Source organism: Sphingomonas sp. (assembly GCF_017745215.1).
In the GTDB taxonomy this organism is placed as follows: Bacteria; Pseudomonadota; Alphaproteobacteria; order Sphingomonadales; family Sphingomonadaceae; genus Sphingomonas.
The window spans coordinates 51,285-68,716 of sequence record NZ_JAGHZV010000017.1 but is presented as its reverse complement, the minus strand read 5'-3'; the positions used below and the strand labels follow the sequence as shown (position 1 = coordinate 68,716).

Here is a 17,432-nt window from a genome sequence, read left to right as displayed (position 1 = left end):
CTAGTAGATTCCGCCCTCGCGTTGCAAGAAATCCTGGTCGCCGGGCTCGTCGTGGCGCTCGGCCCTGCGCGTCTCGGCCTTGGGCGCTTCCTCGTCGTCCTGGCCGCGGCGGCGCGGCTCGCTCTCGGGCTTGAAGGCTTCCCAGATCACTGCCGCCTTGGGATCGTCGCTCGGCCAGCCGCCGAAGACGGGCTTGCCGCTGGCACGGTCGACGCGGACCATGCGGATTCCGGCGGGGGCCGTGAACGGGATCTTCTCCATCCCCTGGAAGGCGGGGATCGCGAATTCCTTGAAGATCGGCGCGGCGATCACGCCGCCCTGGGCATAGCCGCCGAGGTTCGAAGGCGTGTCATAGCCGATGTAGAGCCCGCCGATCATCTGCGGGGTGCCGCCGACGAACCACACGTCGGTGGGGCCCGACGTGGTGCCGGTCTTGCCCATCATCGGCCGGTCGAGGTCGCGCAGCACCGTGGCGGTGCCGCGCTGGATCACGCCCTCGGCGATGTGGACCATCTGATAGGCGCTCATCGGATCGACGACCTGGCGTGCGCGGCTGACCGGGCGCGGCATCGGCTTGCCGTCCCAGTCGGGCGCGTTGCAGCGGTCGCAGGCGCGCCAGTTCTCGGGCCAGACGACGTTGCCGTGGCGATCCTGGACGAAGTCGATCAGCGTCGGGGTGAGCGCGCGGCCGTGGTTCACCAGGATCGAATAGGCGTTGACCATGCGGATCACGGTCGTCTCGCCCGCGCCAAGCGAATAGCTGAGATAGGGCGGCAGCTTGTTCTTGGTGACGCCGATGCGCTGGATCAGGTCGACGACATTGGGCATGCCGATCTGGTTGGCGATCTGCACCGTCATCAGGTTGCGCGACTGCTCCAGGCCCCAGCGCATCGTGTGCGGGCCGGCGCCGCGCGCATTGCCGAAGTTCTGGAAGCATTTCTTGGGCAGCCCAGGCCCCTGCTCGACGCAGAAGGGTCCGTCGACCACGATCGAGGCGGGCGTCATGCCGTTCTCGAGCGCAGCGGTGTAGACGATCGGCTTGATCGTCGAGCCCGGCTGGCGTTGCGCCTGGGTGGCGCGATTGAACGCCTGGATGCGCGAATCGAAGCCGCCCTGCATCGCCATCACCCGGCCGGTGCGCGGGTCCTCGACCACCATGCCCCCCGAGACCTTGGGGACGCTGCGCAACGCCCAGGCATTGCCCGCGGGCGCTACCGCGATGATGTCGCCGGGCCGAATCGCGTCGGCGGCATGGCCGCCCTGGCCGCGCACGGGCATCGCCGCATCGTCGGCCGACATCCGGCCGGTGCCGCCGTCGTCGAAGCCGATCTGCCAGCCGCCGCCGTCACGCGCGATCGCGATCGCGGCGCGCCAATCGTCGTAATCGACGCCGATGTTGGTGTTGAGCAGCGCCTGCTGCCAATTGTCGCGCTTGACCTCGACATGCCCCATCGGGCCCGACCAGCCGCGGCCGTGGTCGTAGCGCAGCAGCCCGTTGCGCAGCGCCTTCTGGGCATAGGCCTGGAGCCGCGGATCGAGCGAGGTGCGCACCCACAGGCCGCCGGCATAGACGCTGTTGGGCCCGTCCTCGGCCTGGTCGCCGAACTTGGCGATCAGCTGGCGCCGGACCTCCTCGACGAAATAGCCGCCGGTGCGCTCGAACTTGGGCGTCTGGCGCGGCACCGTCCCGAGCGGCGAGGCGACCGCGCGGTCATGCTCCTCCTGCGTGATGAAGCGGTTGGCGAGCATCTCGCCGAGCACCCAGTTGCGCCGCTCGAGCGCTCGATCCATGTGCCGGTCGGGGTCGTAGTTCGCCGGACCCTTGGGCAGGATGGCGAGATAGGCCATCTGCGCGAGGCTCAGCTCCTTCAGTTCCTTGCCGAAATAGGCGTGGCTCGCCGCGTCGACGCCGCCGGCGTTGCGGCCGAGCTCGATCGAGTTGAGGTAGAGCTCGAGGATCTGCTCCTTGGTGAGCGTGTCCTCGATGCGCCAGGCGAGGATCGCTTCCTTCAATTTGCGCAGGTACGAGACTTCGTTGCCGACGACGAGGTTCTTGGCGACCTGCTGGGTGATCGTCGAGGTGCCGCGCGGCGTCTCGCCACGCGTCAGGCCTTCCGCCGCGGCGCGGATCAGGCCGGGAAAGTCGAGCCCGTGGTGCTCGAAGAAGGTCTTGTCCTCGGCCGAGAGGAAGGCATAGACCATCGGCTTGGGATATTCGTCATAGCTCAGCTGGACGCGGCGCTCGCGGGCGTAGCTGTGGATCGGCACGCCGTCGATCGAGCGGACATAGGTGGGCAGCGGCGGCTCGTAGGTCCTGAGCGCATCGACCGATGGGAGGTTGCGGCCGATCAGCAGCCACAGCGCGAGCCAGGCGACCAGGATGAGCAGCACCAGCGCCGCGAGGATGCGGAACCACCAGCGGCTGCGCACGGCCTGGAACCACCCCCACATGCCGCCGCCGAAATCGCGCCGCAGCTTCAGCTTGATGCTCGTCTCGCCCGTGTCCGCCATTGCCCGCGCGGTTTAGCAGGATATGCGGGGGAGGGAAGCGGGGATGGTGGGATGGACGCCATCCTCGAGCCCGATCGTCACCCCGGACTTGGGCGTGTCATCGGTTTCGCTGCTTGTTGGGAGCGCGTGAGCAAAAGGGGTATTTCCTCCCCGGATCGTCATCCCGGCGAAAGCCGGGACCCAGGGCCGCGAGCGATTCCCTCCGTAACCCTGGGTCCCGGCTTCCGCCGGGATGACGGGTGGGCGATGCCAGCCCCCGTCCCGCGATCGACGACATGCCCCTGTTTCCGGGTCCCACTCCCCACGGACATGACGATTCAATGGGTTGAGCGGAACCTACCGCGACGCCATCCGCGTGGCGAAATGGATCTCCACCGCGCGCCGTACGCCCTGCGCCACGCGCTTCCTGCCTTCGTCCGAGACGAGGAACTGGGCGTCGTGCGGGTTGGAGATATAGCCGGTCTCGAACAGCACCGAGGGCATGTCGGGCGCCTTCAGCACCATCAGCGAGGCCATGCGGTGGTAGTTGGCCTTGATCGGGATCAGCGGCATCGATTCGCGGCCCAGCAGCCGCGCGAAGCCCGCGCTGGCGTTCATCGTCTCGCGCTGGGTGAGGTCGATCAGGATCGACGAGATGTCGCGGTTCTGCGTGCCCAGGTCGACCCCGGCGATGATGTCGGCCTTGTTCTCGCGCGCGGCGAGGCGGGCGGCTTCCTTGTCGGACGCGACCTCCGAAAGCGTGTAGACCGTCGCGCCCGAGGCGTCGCCGCTCGCCGCGCTGTCGCAATGGACCGAGATGAACAGCGCCGCGCCGAGCTTGCGCGCGATGCCGTAGCGGTCCTGAAGGATCAGGAAGCGATCGTCATCGCGCGTGAGCGCCACGCGGACGCGGCCCGAGCGAAGCAGCTCGTCCTTGATCGCGAGCGCGAGCGCCAGCGTCACGTCCTTTTCGCGCACGCCATTGGGGCCGATCGCGCCGGGATCGTGGCCGCCGTGGCCGGCGTCGATCACCACCAGCGGCCGGCTCGAATCGCTGCCGTAGACGCGCGGCAGCGAGGCCGGGCGCGGCGCCGGCGGCGCGGAGATGCGTTCGCGGTAGCGCGGCGCAGGCTCGCCGCCGAGATAGCTGAACGGCGGCAGGAAGCGCATCCGCCCCTCGGCCGCGGCGCGCGCGAATCGGGCGTCGTCGACCGTCCGCAGCGCGAGCGTGAGGGTGCGGCCGTCGTCGCCGAAATTGCCTTCGGAGACGATCGCCGGCTGGGCGAGGTCGAGCACGATCCGCGCGGTGTCGCCGTCATATTGCCCCTGGCGGATCGCCGACACGGCGCCGCCCGCGCGGACGTCACCGCCCGGCGTCGTGCCGCTCACGTCGATCGCGACGCGGTTCGGCCCGGCGAGCACGAAGCTCGTCGCTTCGCGCACCGGCTCGTCGAAAGTGATCACGACGCGGTCGCCCTTGATGCGCACGTCCTGCACCGCGTTCGCCCAGCTCGGCACGCCGGTCAGCCAGGCGGTCAGCAAGGCGAGGAGGCACAGCACCCGCGCGGTATGCCGCGCCGGCCCGCGAAGGGTCCAGCCCAAATCCATTGTCTCTATCTCGGCAGTCTCATTGCCCGTCGACGTCGAGTACCCGCCCCGTCTCAAATCGTCGTGAAGCGATGCAGTTAATGCCGCGTCAGCTATAAAAGGAGGTTGGCTTTCCCGTTCAGGAATCTCCCCACGGGGGAATTGCTTAGCGGGGGTGTTACGGAAATGCGCCTCACGGCGCATGGCGGCACCAGCCCACTCCCCCTCCCGGCCACCCACAAGATACTGCCGATGGGTGGCCGGGAGGGGGAGTGGGCTGGTGCCGCCTGAAAACGCGCCCTTTCGCGCGTTTTCAAACAACCTCTTACGGCCCGATGCCGCGGTTGCCGAGCAACGCGCACGGTGCTACGGCAAGTGGACGCCCCGCCTTGCGCCGGGCGATCCCAGCGGCCATCTACAGGCCGCAACATTCAGGTTGACGCTGCATGAGGCACTTTCCCCATCGTCTGCACCGCCCGGCCCCATTGGCCGGGCGCGCGGCGAGGGTGGAGCAGTCGGACCGCCGGTCCGGCCGTGCCATGGCAGCAGAGGCAGTTTTCGAAACCTGCGAGACCGCAGCCGGTCAGACCTCCGGCCAGGTCCGCTTTGCATGTCGCGCGCCGCTGCCCTTTTGGCCGAGCCGGCGCGCCCGGAGAATCATAAATGACAATGCGTATGCTGATCGACGCTCGCCACCGGGAGGAAACCCGGGTGGCGGTCGTCAAGGGGAACCGAATCGAGGAGTTTGATTTCGAGTCCGCCGAGCGCAAGCAGCTCAAGGGCAATATCTATCTGGCCAAGGTGACTCGAGTGGAGCCGTCGCTGCAGGCGGCGTTCGTCGATTACGGCGGCAATCGCCACGGCTTCCTCGCCTTCTCGGAAATCCACCCCGACTATTACCAGATCCCCAAGGAAGACCGCGACGCGCTGCTGCGCGAAGAGGCCGAGCACGCCGCCGAAGAGGCTGCACTGCGCGCCGAGGACGATGGCGACGACGACGCGCTGGAAGGCGATGTCGAAGTGCTCGACCGTCCCGCGGGCGACGAGGACGATGACGGCGAGGGCGATGCGGAAGCCTCGGGCGACGAGGAAGGCGATGGGGGAGGCGACGGCCGTCGCCGCCGCCGCAAGCCGAGCCGCAACGAGAGCCAGGCCGACCAGCTGCGCGAGCGCCGGATGAACCTGCGCCGCCGCTACAAGATCCAGGACGTGATCCGCCGCCGCCAGGTGCTGCTCGTCCAGGTCGTGAAGGAAGAGCGCGGCAACAAGGGCGCGGCGCTCACCACCTATCTCAGCCTCGCCGGCCGCTATTGCGTGCTGATGCCCAACACCGCGCACGGCGGCGGCATCTCGCGCAAGATCTCGTCGGCGGCGGACCGCAAGCGCCTCAAGGGCATCATGGCGGACCTCAAGCTGCCGCCCTCGATGGGCTGCATCGTCCGCACCGCCGGGCTCCAGCGCACCAAGGTCGAGATCAAGCGCGACTTCGACTATCTCGCGCGGCTGTGGGACGAGATCCGCGAGAACACGCTCGCCTCGACCGCGCCGGCGCTGGTCTATGGCGACAGCGACCTGATCAAGCGCGCGATCCGCGACATCTACAACAAGGACATCGACGAAGTGATCGTCGAGGGCGATGACGGCTATCGCCAGGCGAAGGACTTCATGAAGCTGCTGATGCCCAGCCATGCACGGCGGGTGAAGCATTATGCCGACACGGTGCCGCTGTTCCAGCGCAGCCATGTCGAGGACCAGCTCGCGGCGATGTACCACCCGGTGGTGCAGCTCAAGTCGGGCGGCTACCTCGTGATCAACCCGACCGAGGCGCTGGTGTCGATCGACATCAACTCCGGGCGGTCGACGCGCGAGCACAATATCGAGCAGACCGCGACGGCGACCAACCTCGAGGCCGCGCACGAGATCGCCCGCCAGCTGCGCCTGCGCGACATGGCCGGCCTCGTCGTGATCGACTTTATCGACATGGACCACGGATCGAACGTCCGGAAGGTCGAGAAGGCGATGAAGGAAGCGCTCAAGAACGATCGCGCGCGCATCCAGGTCGGCCGTATCTCGGCGTTCGGGCTGATGGAGATGAGCCGCCAGCGGCTGCGCACCGGCGTGCTCGAGGCGTCGACCCGCCAGTGCCCGCATTGCGAAGGCACCGGCCTGGTCCGCACCGCGTCGTCGGCGGGCCTCTCGGCGCTGCGCATGATCGAGGACGAAGCGGCGCGCGGCCGCGGCTCGCACCTCACGCTGCGCGCGAGCCAGGAAGCCGCTTTCTACGTGCTCAACCGCAAGCGCGCCGAGCTGGCCGAGATCGAGGAACGCTATGGCGTGCTCGTCGAGATCGCGTCGGACGGCGAGCTCGAAGGCGCGCGCATGTCGGTCGAGGCCGCGGGCCCGCCGCCGACGCGCGCGCCGCGCCTGATCCAGGTCATCGAGGAACCCGAAGACGATTACGTCGAGGAGATCGAGGACGAGGAGGAAGCGGAAGAAGAGGCCGAGGCCAGCGAGACGCGTGCGCCGCGCGGCGATCGCGAGCGGGACCGTGACGGCGAAGGCGACGGTCGCGGCAAGCGCCGCCGCCGCCGTCGCGGCCGCCGCGGCCGCACGCGCGAGGACGGTGCGCCGGGCGAGGCTTCCGAAGGCGAGGGTGTCGAGGGCGAGGAAGGCGACGAGCTTGCCGATGTCGCCGGCGAAAGCGATGCCGAGGGCGACGAGGCGACCGCGGCCGATGGCGATGCGCCGCGCAAGCGCCGCCGCCGGGGTCGTCGCGGCGGCCGCCGTGGCGGCGGCACGGTCGAGACGGTGATCGTCGAAGCCGACGGCGAGGAAGCCGAAGCGCCGGTCGAGGCCGCTCCCGAGCCCGCCGCCGGGGAAGCGCCGGCCAAGCCCAAGCGCTCGCGCCGCAAGAAGGCCGACGTCGAGGCCGAGCCCGTCGCCGAAGCCGCGCCTGCGGTCGAAGCGGTGAGCGAGCCGGTCGCCGAGGAAGCGCCGGCCAAGCCCAAGCGCTCGCGCCGCAAGAAGGCCGACGTCGAAGCCGAAGCGGTTGCGGAGACTCCGGCCGAGGCGCCCGCGCCCGAGCCGGTCGCGGAGGAAGCGCCGGCGCCCAGGCCCAAGCGTTCGGGCGGCCGCAAGAAGGCCGCGCCGGCCGCCGAAGCCACCGCCGAGCCCGCCGAGGCCGTGACTCAGGACCTCTCGCCCGACGCCGCCGAGCCGGCGGACGTCGCGGCCGAAGCCGCCGCCGAGACCGAGGCCGACCCCGGTTCGCCCCGTCGCGGCTGGTGGCAGCGTACGTTCGGGGCTTGATCGGCAGCGGCTGATCGAACGGCCGGCCCGCCGCGGGACATCGCGCCCGCGGCGGGCCGGTCGCTTCACCTGAGGTTCATGCGGCGGGCCGATTAGAGGTCGCTTGCCGCCGGGAGGGTTTGGGACGAACATGGTGCGGATGAAGCAGCTGGCCGCCCTGATCGCCATGCTCTGCCTGTGCTGTTTCGCGGCGCAGCCCGCGGCGGCGCAATCGATCCTGCGCGACGCCGAGACCGAGGCGCTGCTCGCCGATATCTCCAAGCCGATCATCGTCGCGGCCGGCCTCGATCCGGCGAGCGTGCGCGTGGTGATGATCCAGGATCCCTCGATCAACGCCTTCGTCGCCGGCGGGCAGATCGTCTACATCCATTCGGGGCTGATCGACGCGGCGGACGACGCCAACGAAGTCCAGGGCGTGATCGCGCACGAGCTCGGCCACGTCGTCGGCGGCCATGCCGTGTTCCAGCGCGACGGCGGCTATGGCGGCGTCTCGATCCTCTCGCTGCTGCTCGGCGCGGCGGCCGTCGCGGCGGGGTCGCCCGACGCGGGCATGGGCATATTGATGGCCGGCCAGCGCGCCGCGATCGGCAAGTATCTCGCTTTCTCGCGCGGACAGGAAGCCTCTGCCGACGCGGCCGGCGTGCGTTTCCTCAACAAGGCCGGGATCAGCGGGCGCGGGATGCTCGAATTCTTCAAGAAGCTCGAGAATCTCCAATATCGCTACGGCGTCTATTCGTCGGATCCCGACGTCGATCCCTTCGCGCAGACCCACCCGATGTCGGCGGACCGCATCGCGACGCTGACGCAGGATCTCACCGCCGCGCCGGCGTGGAGCAAGCGCGACACGCCCGAGATGCTCGACCGGTTCAAGCGCATCCAGGCCAAGCTGCGCGGCTATGTGAACGAGCCCAAGGACACGCTGCGCACGTATCCGCCGCGCGACCAGTCGGTCTATGCGCACTATGCCCGCGCCTATGCCTATCACAAGGGCGGCTTCCCCGAGCAGGCCGCAGCCGAGACCGACGCGTTGATCAAGGCCAAGCCCGACGATCCCTATTTCCTCGAGCTCCAGGGCCAGATCATGCTCGAGGCGGGCGACCCCAAGGGGGCGCTCGTGCCGCTGCGCAAGGCGACCGAGGAGACGCATTACCAGCCGCTGATCGCCACCACCTTCGGCCATGCCCTGGTCGCGACCGAGGACCCCGCCAATCTTGCCGAGGCCGAGAAGGTGCTCAAGCAGGCGGTCGCGCGCGACAATGAGAACCCCTTCGCCTGGTTCAACCTGGGCACCGTCTACGAGCGCAAGGGCGACGAGCCGCGCACCGCGCTCGCCACCGCCGAGCGCGCCAATTTGATGGGCGACGCCGGCACCGCGCTGATGAGCTCGCGCGCGGCGATGGCGGGGCTGCCGACGGGCTCGCCCGACTGGATCCGCGCGCAGGATATCATGATGGTCTCGCAGACCGCCTATGAAGAACAGAAGAAGAAGGGCGGACGCCGCTGATGCTCGAGCGACTCGCGAAAAGCCCGCTGCTGCTCGGCGCGGCCTTCCTGCTCTCGGCGCTGCTCGGCGCGGGGCTCTATGCCGGCATCCAGGCGGCGGTGCCCGGCGCCAACCCGGACAAGGCGAAGATCGAGGCCGTGGTGCGCGCCTATATCCTCGAGCATGGCGAGATCCTGCCCGAGGCGATGGACAAGCTCCAGGCGCGCCAGCTCGCCGAGCGACAGAAAGCGCTGGGCGAGGCGCCCAAGTACATCGCCGCGCACAAGGCGCAGATCGTCGATCCCTATGCCGGCGCGACGCAGGGGAACCCCAAGGGCGACGTCACCGTCGCGGCTTATCTCGACTATAATTGCGGCTATTGCCGCGCGAGCCTGCCCGCGATCGCCGAGCTGGTGAAGCGCGACCCCAATGTCCGCATCGTCTATCGCGAATATCCGGTGCTCGCCGAGGAGAGCGTGACCGCGGCGCGCTGGGCGCTGGCGGCGGCCGAGCAGGGCAAGTTCCTCGCCTATCACACTGCGGTCTATGCCGGCGGGCGCACCGACGAAGCGTCGCTCGAGCAGGCGGCGGCGGGCGCAGGGGTCGACCTCGCCAAGGCCAAGACCGCGGCCAATTCGACGCGCGTGTCGCAGGAGATCAAGAAGAACCTCGACACCGCCGCGGCGCTCGGCACCAGCGGTGCGACTCCGTTCTGGGTGGTGGGCAACCAGGTGATCAGCGGGCTGGTCGATTACGAGCGGCTCGCCGCCGCCGTCGCCGCCGCGCGCGCGGGCAAGTAACGCCGCTTTCTTCTCCAGCCGGCCACGGAACCACGGGCTTTACCGCTGCGCTCGATTGATGTTACGTTACAACATCAGCAACGGGAGAGAAGCCATGGCCCGAGCCGTCCGCGCCGTCGTTACGGCCGAACCGATGAGCGCGATCAACGTCACGCCGTTCATCGACGTGCTGCTGGTGCTGCTCATCATGCTGATCCTCACCGTGCCGATCGCGACGCACAAGGTCTCCATCGACTTGCCGAACGGCCCGTCGTCGGTCGCCGAGGCCAATCTGCCGCACAAGCTGCTGATCGACCGTCAGGGCGATTTCTGGTTCGATGCCAGGAAGGTCGACGAGGCCGGGCTGCGCCAGGCGCTCGACGCGATCCAGCAGGGCGACCAGCCGCCCGAGCTCCACGTCCAGTCCGATCCCGACGCGCCCTATGCGCGCTTCGATCGCGCGCTGGTGATCGTCAAGCGCGCCAACATCACGCGGCTCGGCTTCGTCGGCAACGAGCATATGGTGGACTTTTGAGAGCTTCTCCTGAAATGCGCCTCACGGCGCATGGCGGTGCCCGCCCGCTCCAGGGGAACGGCGAGCGCGCCCTCGCGTTCGGTGAGCGTCACCGATAAAGGGTCCTTGATGCGCAACGCCGTTCCCCTGCTGCTCCTGGCGCTCGCCGCCTGTTCCTCCCAGCCCAGCGCCGACGATCCCCCGCCCGACGTCGCCGCGGTGAACATCGACGCGATCGATTCGGCGAAGGACCAGGGCGTCGACAAGACCCCGCCCGACAACGACCAGGCGCCCTCGCCGGGCACACCCGGCGGGCTTGCCAACGACATGATGCCGGTGAGCGAGGCGCCCTTCACCGCCGACAGCGCGCAGGGCGGCGCCGATGTCGTCCAGCGCTATTTCGCGCTGATCGAAGCGAAGAAATACGGCGAGGCCTGGACGCTGTGGGAGGACGGCGGCAAGGCCTCGGGAAAGACGCCGGAGGCCTTCGCCAAGGATTTCGAGGCCTATTCGACCTACCACGCCAATGTGGGCGCGCCGGGCGATGTCGATGCCGGCGCGGGCCAGCGCTACGTCACCGTGCCGGTGATCGTCTACGGCCGGCTGAAGCAGGGCGACAAGCGCTTCGACCTGAAGGGCAATGTCACGCTCCACCTGACCGTGGTCGACGGGGCGAGCGAGGCGCAGAAGCATTGGCACATCCGCAGCGTCGATCTCGCCCCCAGCCCCGGATAATATGCTAGGCCTGGGCCATGGCGCGCTTCACCATGGCGATCACCGCCGAGCTCGAGGACATCGACGAGCTCGGCCACGTCAACAATGCGGTCTGGGTCCGGTGGATCCAGGCAGTCGCGATCGCGCACTGGGACAGCGTGGCGTCCGAGACCGACAAGGCGGCGTACGTCTGGGTCGTCACGCGGCACCAGATCGACTACCGCGGCAATGTTTCGGCGGGCGAGACGGTGACCGGCGAGACCTGGGTCCCCGATCCGCCGCGCGGCGCGCGATTCGACCGGCATATGCGCTTCACCGGCGCGGATGGGCGCGTGAAGGTCGAGGCGGTGTCGACCTGGGCGCTGCTCGACCGTGCGACCGGGCGGCTGCTGCGCGTGCGGCCTGAGCTGGCGGCGCCGTTCCTGGAACGATAGGTCGTCCCGTCCGGCGGATGGCCCGGGCCGGTCCCAGGCGGGCTCGATCCGGATTCAGCCGTAAGCGCGAGCGAAGAAGACGAGCGTCGTCACGCCGGTGACGACAAGCGTCCAGGCCCGCGCCACGCCGGGATGGAGCCGCTTGCCGAGATGCGCGCCGGCCCAGCCGCCGATCACCGCGCCGGCGAGCATCGGCAGGCACGCGCTCCAGCGCACCAGCCCCGTCGCGGCGAAGACCAGTGCCGCCGCGAGGTTCGCCACCGCAAGCATCAGCGTGCGGATCGAGAAGAGCGAGCGCGGATGCGCACCGGCGAGCAGGCCATAGGCCGCGGTGGTCATCAGCCCCACGCCCCCGCCGAAATAGCCGCCATAGACGCCCAGCAGCGCCTGCGCGATCACCAGCGTCCGCCGCCCGATCGTCACCCGCGCACGCAGCCAGTTCGAGGCGCGCGGGCCCAGCAGCATGGCGAGGAAGCCGACCAGCAGCAGCCAGGGAATGATGAAATCGAACGCCCGCGTCGGCGTGATCACAAGCAGCACGCTGCCGACGAGCCCGCCCGCGAAGGTGATCGCCGCGAGCCGCCGCACCGGAATCCCGCCCACCGGGGCCAGCTCGTCGCGAAAGCCCCAGGCGCTCGCCGCCGCGCCCGGCAGCAGCGCGACGTTCGACGTCGCATTGGCGGCATTGGCCGGCAGCCCCGTCGCGATCAGCGCGGGCAGCGTCGCGAAGGTCCCGCCGCCCGCAAGCGCGTTCATCACGCCGCCAAGCAGGCCGGCACCGGCGACGAGGAGAAGGTCAAACGCCGCCATGATCCCGTTCGCCCTGAGCTTGTTGAAGGGCGGCTCTCCATGAGCCGCTCGCGAGTGGATGGCCGTGCTTCGACAGGCTCAGCACGAACGGAAGGAATGCGGGCGTTCAGCCCAGCGCCGCCTGCTTCTCCTCCGCCAGCCGGTCGAGCTCGGCGCGGCTCTTCTTCTCGGCGGCGGTCTTGAGCTGGCCGCACGCCGCATCGATGTCGCGCCCGCGCGGCGTCCGCACCGGCGCCGAGATGCCCGCCTCGAAGATGAGGCTCGAGAAGGCCTTCACCCGCTCGGGCGTCGAGCATTCATAGGGCGCGCCCGGCCAGGGGTTGAAGGGAATCAAATTCACCTTCGCCGGCAGCTTGTACTTCCGGAGCAGCCGGACGAGCTCGCGCGCATCGGCGTCGCTGTCGTTCTTGTCCTTGAGCATGACGTATTCGAAGGTGATCCGCCGCGCGTTGTTCGCGCCCGGATAGTCGGCGCAGGCCTGGAGCAGTTCCTCGATCCCGTACTTCCGGTTCAGCGGCACGATCTCGTCGCGGATCTCCTTGGTCACCGCATGCAGCGACACCGCGAGGTTCACCCCGATCTCCTCGCCCGCGCGCGCCATCATCGGCACCACGCCCGACGTCGACAGCGTGATCCGGCGCTTGGAGAGCGCGAGCCCGTCGCCGTCCATCACCAACTTGAGCGCGTCGCGGACCTGGTCGAAATTATAGAGCGGCTCGCCCATCCCCATCATCACGATGTTGGTGAGCATCCGCCCCTCGGGCTGGCTCGGCCACTCCCCGAGGGCGTCGCGAGCGAGCATGACCTGGCCGACGATCTCGCCCGCGGTGAGGTTGCGCACCAGCCGCATCGTGCCGGTGTGGCAGAAGCGGCAGTTGAGCGTGCAGCCGACCTGGCTCGACACGCAAAGGGTCCCGCGATCGGCGTCGGGGATGAACACCATCTCGTAATCCTGGGAGCCATCGGCCCCACCCGCCCCGCGGAGCAGCCATTTGCGCGTGCCGTCCTCGCTGACCTGCGCCTCGACCACGTCGGGCCGCCCGATCACGAAACGCTCGGCGAGCCAGGGGTGCTGCGCCTTGGCGATGTCGGTCATCGCCGCGAAGTCGGTCGCGCCGCGGTTGTAGATCCAGTGCCAGAGCTGCTTGGCGCGCAGCTTCGCCTGTTTGGGCTCCATGCCCGCACCCTCGAGCGCGGCGCGAATCCCTTCCCTGGGAAGTCCGATCAGGTCGGTCTTGCCGTCCTCGCGCAGCGGTAGGCCACGCGGAACGGGCACGGGATCGATGTGCCCGGGAATGGGCATGGGCGCGGCCGAGGCTGTCATTCTAGTGTACCAATGTTTTCTGTGGGTTGCGTCATTCTACATTCACGCACGCCATCCGCATGATCCAAGAGATCGCTGGCGGCCTTGCCGCCCATCGGATCCAGAACCACGTCGATGCCTTCGCGACGCGCCAATTTCGCGGCAGGGACGAAGTCGCCATCGCCTGCCACCATGACAATCTGATCGACCTGCTTCTTGAATGCCATCGCGGCCACATCAAGGCCGAGGCGCATGTCTACGCCTTTCTGGATGACGTCGATCTCGAAGTCTTCGTCACGCGGATTGAAGCCCTCCGTCAGCCAGCGACGCATCGCGTCGGGCTTGGGCCGCCAATTCACGTCCTCATTGAGACGCCCAAGGCGCAGCGCGACCTTTCGTGCAGTCAACAGGTTCCGATGGATCGCCAGGCGTTGCCGCGCCATTTCGGTCTTCGCCAAATCGAGCGGCCGTTTCGAAATCGGATAGTGCAGGCGCTTGGTCAGCGGCGGACAGTCGTAGAAGAAGGTACGGTATAGCGTTGGCGATTCCGTCGGTATGAAGCCGGCAGCTAGATCGCCCTTTGCCAAAGGCTCAGAAAGATGCCTGACCTTGAGATGCCAGCCCGCAAGGTACCCCACTGCCCAAGCCACATGATGCGGGTCTCGCGAATCGAGATGCGGGAAGGAATATCCGAAGCGACGCAGAAAATACGCCCCGTCGATCACGATGGCGGTCGGCATGGGCTGCACCAGAAAAAGGTTGCCCCCGGGATCGGCCTTGAGCTGATGTCTGCTCTTTCGAGCGCCTCAAGACGGCATGCCGGGGGCGGGATGCTCCCACCTAGGCAGATCGCGGCGAAAAGTCAAGGTTTGTTCCCCTTGCGTCCCGCTCCAGACACCCCATCGCACCCAGCGTGGTCCGCAGTGCCTGCACCAGCGGGGTATGCGGCTCGGCGCCGATCGCGGCTTCGAGAGTGGCGTTGTCGAGCCGCAGCGGGTGGCGCCAGAAGGGCTCCATCTCGATCAGCTCGCGCATCGTCGTATCGAACGGCGCGACCAGCGGCAGCAGCCGCCACGGCAGCCGGCGCGTCTTGAGCCGCTCGACGCCGCCCGCCTCGGCGAGCGCGGCGAGGAAGCCATGGCCGTCGGTCCAGGTGCCAGCGAAATGATGGACCGCGAACGCCGGTAGCCCGGCCTCGACGTCGAGCAGCCGCGCGAACGCTTCGCCAACGTCGGGGAGGTACGCCCAGGCATGGCCGATCGCCGGATTGCCCGGGTACATCGCGCTTCCGAGTGGCTTGCCCGGCGTCACCATCCCCTCGGACAGCCACGAGTTGCGCGACGCCGGCCCGAAGAAGTCGCCCGCGCGCAGCACCAGCGCGCGCAGCCCCGGCGTCTCGGCGAGGCGCCGCTCCATCTCGGCGCGGATCGCGCCCTTGCGCGTGTTGGGCTGCTGGACCGTATCGGGCAGCGCCACCGCGACGACACGCGGATCGTAATTGTAGATCGTCCCCGGCAGCGCCAGCCGCGCGCCGTTCGCCAGTGCCGCGGCGATGCCGTTGGCGAGCATCGGCAGCACGACCTTCGCCCAATTGCGATAGCCCGGCGGGTTCACCGCGTGGAGGATCGCATCGACGCCCTCGGCCGCGGTGAGCACGGCGTCGCGGTCCAGCGCATCGCCCTGGTGCCACTCGATCCCGCCGCGCTCGGCCGGAACCGTCCGCGCCAGCGCCTTCACCCGCCAGCCGTGGCGGAGCAGCGCCCGCGCCGTCTCGCCGCCCACTCCGCCGGTCGCCCCCAGCACCAGGATCGTTCTGCTCATCTTTGCCTCCATCGTTTCGACGAAGCCGATATGCGGCGGCGGCCGATCAAACAAAATTGGCAAGGACAGACAGGTCGACTATATAAAAATGATGAACCCCATCGACGATTGGGAGCGCCAGCGCGCCTTCCTCGCCGTGCTGCGCGAGGGCAGCCTGTCGGCCGCAGCGCGCGCGCTCGGGCTCGCGCAGCCAACGGTGCGGCGGCGAGTCGAGGATCTTGAGGCGAGCGTCGGCCTGCCGCTGTTCACGCGCTCGCCGGGCGGCCTCCTGCCGACCGAGCAGGCGCTGGCGCTCGCCCAGCATGCCGAAGCGATGGCGCTCGCTGCCGATGCCTTCGTCCGCTCGGCCTCGGCCGCCGCGCACGAGGTCGCGGGCACGGTCCGCGTCTCGGCCAGCGACATCATCGCGATCGAGGTCTTGCCGCCGATCCTCGCGACGCTGATGGACAAGCACCCGCGGCTCCAGATCGTCCTCTCGCCCACCAACCGGGCGGAGGACATCCTGCGCCGCGAAGCCGATGTCGCGGTCCGCATGGTCGAGCCGCGGCAGGAGGCGCTGGTCGCCAAGCGGATCGGCAGGATTCCGCTCTGCCTCCACGCCCACCGCGACTATCTCGCGCGCCACGGCACGCCGGCGACACTCGATCGGGTCCGCAGCCATCGGCTGATCGGCGTCGAGCGCGACCTGGCGATGCTCCGTGTGCTCCAGGCGCAGGGCTTCGACCTCGACCTCGCCGACTTCGCCTTCCGCACCGACGACCAGCTCGCGCACATCGCCGCGATCCGCGCGGGTCTGGGGATCGGGCTGTGCCAGGTCCCGCTCGCACGCCGCGACCCGGCGCTGGTGCCGCTGTTCGCCGAGAGCTTCACCTTCCCGCTCGATACCTGGGTCGTCTGCCACGAGGATCTGCGCACCCTCGCCCGCGTCCGCGCGGTTTTCGATGCGCTGGTGGAGGGGCTGGGGGTGTATCTCCGCTGACACCGTCATCCCGGCGAAAGCCCGGGATGACGGTGTCAGCGTCGACTACCGCCCTGCGCAGCCGATCGCCGCCGCGTCGATCGCAGTCGCGGCGCCGGCCAGCGCATAGGTGTCGGCGAACGCCCCGCCGCTGGCGCTCACGCTCTCGACGCTCATGCTCCGCCCCTCGCGCATCGCCGAGACGATCGCGGCATCGGTCGCCGCGTCGGGCGACCAGGCGTCGGCGTCGCCCGCGACCAGCTCGAAGCGGCGCTCGCCGATCGCGAGCGTCACCTTGGCTCGAGGGTGGCGCTGGCGGCTGAGACGCACATGAAGCTGGTTGTGCACGCCGTCGCGCGGCCAGGTGGCGACGCTCGCAAAGGGATCGTTGCCGCCCTTCTCCACCGGCCGCGCGATCGCGAAGCAATGGAGCGGCGAGGCGTCGCGGAACGCCCCCCAGCTCTCGAACACGCCCAGCGGCGTGCGCGCCTGAAGCGCGAGGACCAGGGCCAGCCCGAGGCTCACACCGCCTCGTTGGCGATGCGGCCCGAGCCCCGATGGACCACGGTCTCCACCCCGCCCTCGATCATCGCCACCGAACCCTGTGGCAGGTCGGGCGCCACGGCCGAGCCGAACTGCGGCATCACAGGCGCATGCGTCATCACGCCGCGCAGCACCCGGCTCGACATGCCGTGCATGATCACCAGCCGGTCGCCGGGATCGTCGTCGGTGTCTGCGAGCCAGGAGGAGACGCGCGCGGCGATCGAATCATACCATTCGCCGCCGGGCGGCGGGCGCAGGTAGAGCCGGTGCTCGGGATCGAGGATGTCGGCGCCGCCCTCGGCCGCGACGTCGTGGTAGTAACGCCCGCTCCAGTCGCCCATGCCGATCTCGACCAGCCGGTCGTCGCGGTGCGCCTGGTGCCAGTCGAGCTCGAGATGCTCGGCGATCACCGCGAGCGTCTGCAGCGCGCGCCCTGCCGACGAGGACCAGAGCGCGAGCTTCGGTCGGGGGCCGAGCAGCGCGCGCAGCGCCTCGCCCATCTCGTCGGCCTGCCTGAACCCTGCGCGCGTGAGCGGCGTGTGCGGGTGGTCGCCCTGCATCCGCTTGGCACGATTGTAGACCGTCTCGCCATGCCGCGCGATGAAGTCGCGCCCTTTCCGCGTGCCGTTCATGACGATCACCACAGCCTTTTGGCGCTCGTGTGGCAACGCCTTTTTACGGCCCCGT

The 17,432-nt window shown here is 69.1% G+C and carries 15 protein-coding genes; 7 read left to right on the top strand and 8 right to left on the bottom strand.

What is annotated here, in order from left to right:
• Together J7495_RS16005 and J7495_RS16000 are read right to left on the bottom strand one after the other, a co-directional pair.
• Nucleotides 1-2,511: a transglycosylase domain-containing protein gene (locus J7495_RS16005; RefSeq protein ID WP_294057746.1), complete on the bottom strand. Its 2,511-nt coding sequence runs from the start codon at nt 2,509-2,511 to the stop codon at nt 1-3.
• 336 nt (nt 2,512-2,847) lie between these two features.
• On the bottom strand, nt 2,848-4,098 hold the full coding sequence (locus J7495_RS16000) for an N-acetylmuramoyl-L-alanine amidase (RefSeq protein WP_294057744.1): 1,251 nt from the start codon (nt 4,096-4,098) through the stop codon (nt 2,848-2,850).
• 642 nt (nt 4,099-4,740) lie between these two features.
• Between J7495_RS16000 and J7495_RS15995 the strand changes: the two genes are divergently transcribed.
• The 6 genes from J7495_RS15995 to J7495_RS15970 all read left to right on the top strand — a co-directional run bounded on the left by J7495_RS15995 (nt 4,741) and on the right by J7495_RS15970 (nt 11,310).
• Nucleotides 4,741-7,386 (top strand): Rne/Rng family ribonuclease, encoded by a 2,646-nt coding sequence (locus tag J7495_RS15995; protein ID WP_294057743.1) that lies wholly within the window; start codon nt 4,741-4,743, stop codon nt 7,384-7,386.
• A 139-nt stretch (nt 7,387-7,525) separates the two neighbouring features.
• A complete protein-coding gene (locus J7495_RS15990) occupies nt 7,526-8,890 on the top strand; it encodes a M48 family metalloprotease (protein ID WP_294057742.1) in 1,365 nt (454 codons plus the stop codon).
• Nucleotides 8,890-9,669 (top strand): DsbA family protein, encoded by a 780-nt coding sequence (locus tag J7495_RS15985; protein WP_294057741.1) that lies wholly within the window; start codon nt 8,890-8,892, stop codon nt 9,667-9,669. Before J7495_RS15990 ends, J7495_RS15985 begins: the two co-directional genes overlap by 1 nt.
• 94 nt (nt 9,670-9,763) lie before the next feature.
• A complete protein-coding gene (locus J7495_RS15980; protein ID WP_294057740.1) occupies nt 9,764-10,183 on the top strand; it encodes a biopolymer transporter ExbD in 420 nt (139 codons plus the stop codon).
• 108 nt (nt 10,184-10,291) lie between these two features.
• Complete coding sequence (locus tag J7495_RS15975) at nt 10,292-10,897, top strand: hypothetical protein (protein WP_294057739.1); 606 nt, start codon at nt 10,292-10,294, stop codon at nt 10,895-10,897.
• 17 nt (nt 10,898-10,914) lie between these two features.
• The gene (locus J7495_RS15970) at nt 10,915-11,310 is read left to right on the top strand and encodes an acyl-CoA thioesterase (RefSeq protein WP_294057737.1); all 396 of its coding nucleotides are present in this window, start codon (nt 10,915-10,917) and stop codon (nt 11,308-11,310) included.
• Between the two features lie 54 nt (nt 11,311-11,364).
• Here the strand turns inward: J7495_RS15970 and J7495_RS15965 are convergent, their stop codons facing one another.
• The 4 genes from J7495_RS15965 to J7495_RS15950 form a co-directional block, all read right to left on the bottom strand.
• Nucleotides 11,365-12,120, bottom strand: a complete 756-nt coding sequence (locus J7495_RS15965) for a sulfite exporter TauE/SafE family protein (RefSeq protein WP_294057736.1) — start codon at nt 12,118-12,120, stop codon at nt 11,365-11,367.
• 106 nt (nt 12,121-12,226) lie between these two features.
• Nucleotides 12,227-13,423, bottom strand: a complete 1,197-nt coding sequence (gene rlmN, locus J7495_RS15960) for a 23S rRNA (adenine(2503)-C(2))-methyltransferase RlmN (RefSeq protein WP_294057734.1) — start codon at nt 13,421-13,423, stop codon at nt 12,227-12,229.
• Between the two features lie 17 nt (nt 13,424-13,440).
• On the bottom strand, nt 13,441-14,163 hold the full coding sequence (locus J7495_RS15955) for an NYN domain-containing protein (protein WP_294057733.1): 723 nt from the start codon (nt 14,161-14,163) through the stop codon (nt 13,441-13,443).
• A gap of 100 nt (nt 14,164-14,263) precedes the next feature.
• Complete coding sequence (locus J7495_RS15950) at nt 14,264-15,244, bottom strand: NAD-dependent epimerase/dehydratase family protein (protein WP_294057732.1); 981 nt, start codon at nt 15,242-15,244, stop codon at nt 14,264-14,266.
• 91 nt (nt 15,245-15,335) lie between these two features.
• Between J7495_RS15950 and J7495_RS15945 the strand changes: the two genes are divergently transcribed.
• Nucleotides 15,336-16,223, top strand: coding sequence for a LysR family transcriptional regulator (locus tag J7495_RS15945; RefSeq protein WP_294057730.1), 888 nt, complete (start codon nt 15,336-15,338; stop codon nt 16,221-16,223).
• 45 nt (nt 16,224-16,268) lie between these two features.
• Here J7495_RS15945 and J7495_RS15940 read toward each other — a convergent pair whose 3' ends face one another.
• Together J7495_RS15940 and J7495_RS15935 are read right to left on the bottom strand one after the other, a co-directional pair.
• Nucleotides 16,269-16,727 carry a hypothetical protein gene (locus tag J7495_RS15940; protein WP_294057729.1) on the bottom strand — a complete coding sequence of 153 codons (459 nt, stop codon included), beginning with the start codon at nt 16,725-16,727 and terminating at the stop codon, nt 16,269-16,271.
• Nucleotides 16,724-17,377, bottom strand: coding sequence for a histidine phosphatase family protein (locus tag J7495_RS15935; RefSeq protein ID WP_294057728.1), 654 nt, complete (start codon nt 17,375-17,377; stop codon nt 16,724-16,726). Before J7495_RS15935 ends, J7495_RS15940 begins: the two co-directional genes overlap by 4 nt.
• Between the last annotated feature and the right edge of the window lie 55 nt (nt 17,378-17,432).

Excerpts from the sequence above, each read along its gene's own strand:
- J7495_RS15935 (WP_294057728.1), bottom strand. The coding sequence starts at position 17,377 with ATGAACGGCACGCGGAAAGGGCGCGACTTCATCGCGCGGCATGGCGAG.
- J7495_RS15965 (WP_294057736.1), bottom strand. The coding sequence starts at position 12,120 with ATGGCGGCGTTTGACCTTCTCCTCGTCGCCGGTGCCGGCCTGCTTGGC.
- J7495_RS16005 (WP_294057746.1), bottom strand. The coding sequence starts at position 2,511 with ATGGCGGACACGGGCGAGACGAGCATCAAGCTGAAGCTGCGGCGCGAT.
- J7495_RS15945 (WP_294057730.1), top strand. The coding sequence starts at position 15,336 with ATGAACCCCATCGACGATTGGGAGCGCCAGCGCGCCTTCCTCGCCGTG.
- J7495_RS15975 (WP_294057739.1), top strand. The coding sequence starts at position 10,292 with ATGCGCAACGCCGTTCCCCTGCTGCTCCTGGCGCTCGCCGCCTGTTCC.
- J7495_RS15980 (WP_294057740.1), top strand. The coding sequence starts at position 9,764 with ATGGCCCGAGCCGTCCGCGCCGTCGTTACGGCCGAACCGATGAGCGCG.
- J7495_RS15970 (WP_294057737.1), top strand. The coding sequence starts at position 10,915 with ATGGCGCGCTTCACCATGGCGATCACCGCCGAGCTCGAGGACATCGAC.
- J7495_RS15995 (WP_294057743.1), top strand. The coding sequence starts at position 4,741 with ATGACAATGCGTATGCTGATCGACGCTCGCCACCGGGAGGAAACCCGG.
- J7495_RS15985 (WP_294057741.1), top strand. The coding sequence starts at position 8,890 with ATGCTCGAGCGACTCGCGAAAAGCCCGCTGCTGCTCGGCGCGGCCTTC.
- rlmN (WP_294057734.1), bottom strand. The coding sequence starts at position 13,423 with ATGCCCATTCCCGGGCACATCGATCCCGTGCCCGTTCCGCGTGGCCTA.
- J7495_RS15990 (WP_294057742.1), top strand. The coding sequence starts at position 7,526 with ATGAAGCAGCTGGCCGCCCTGATCGCCATGCTCTGCCTGTGCTGTTTC.
- J7495_RS15955 (WP_294057733.1), bottom strand. The coding sequence starts at position 14,163 with ATGCCGACCGCCATCGTGATCGACGGGGCGTATTTTCTGCGTCGCTTC.
- J7495_RS16000 (WP_294057744.1), bottom strand. The coding sequence starts at position 4,098 with ATGGATTTGGGCTGGACCCTTCGCGGGCCGGCGCGGCATACCGCGCGG.
- J7495_RS15950 (WP_294057732.1), bottom strand. The coding sequence starts at position 15,244 with ATGAGCAGAACGATCCTGGTGCTGGGGGCGACCGGCGGAGTGGGCGGC.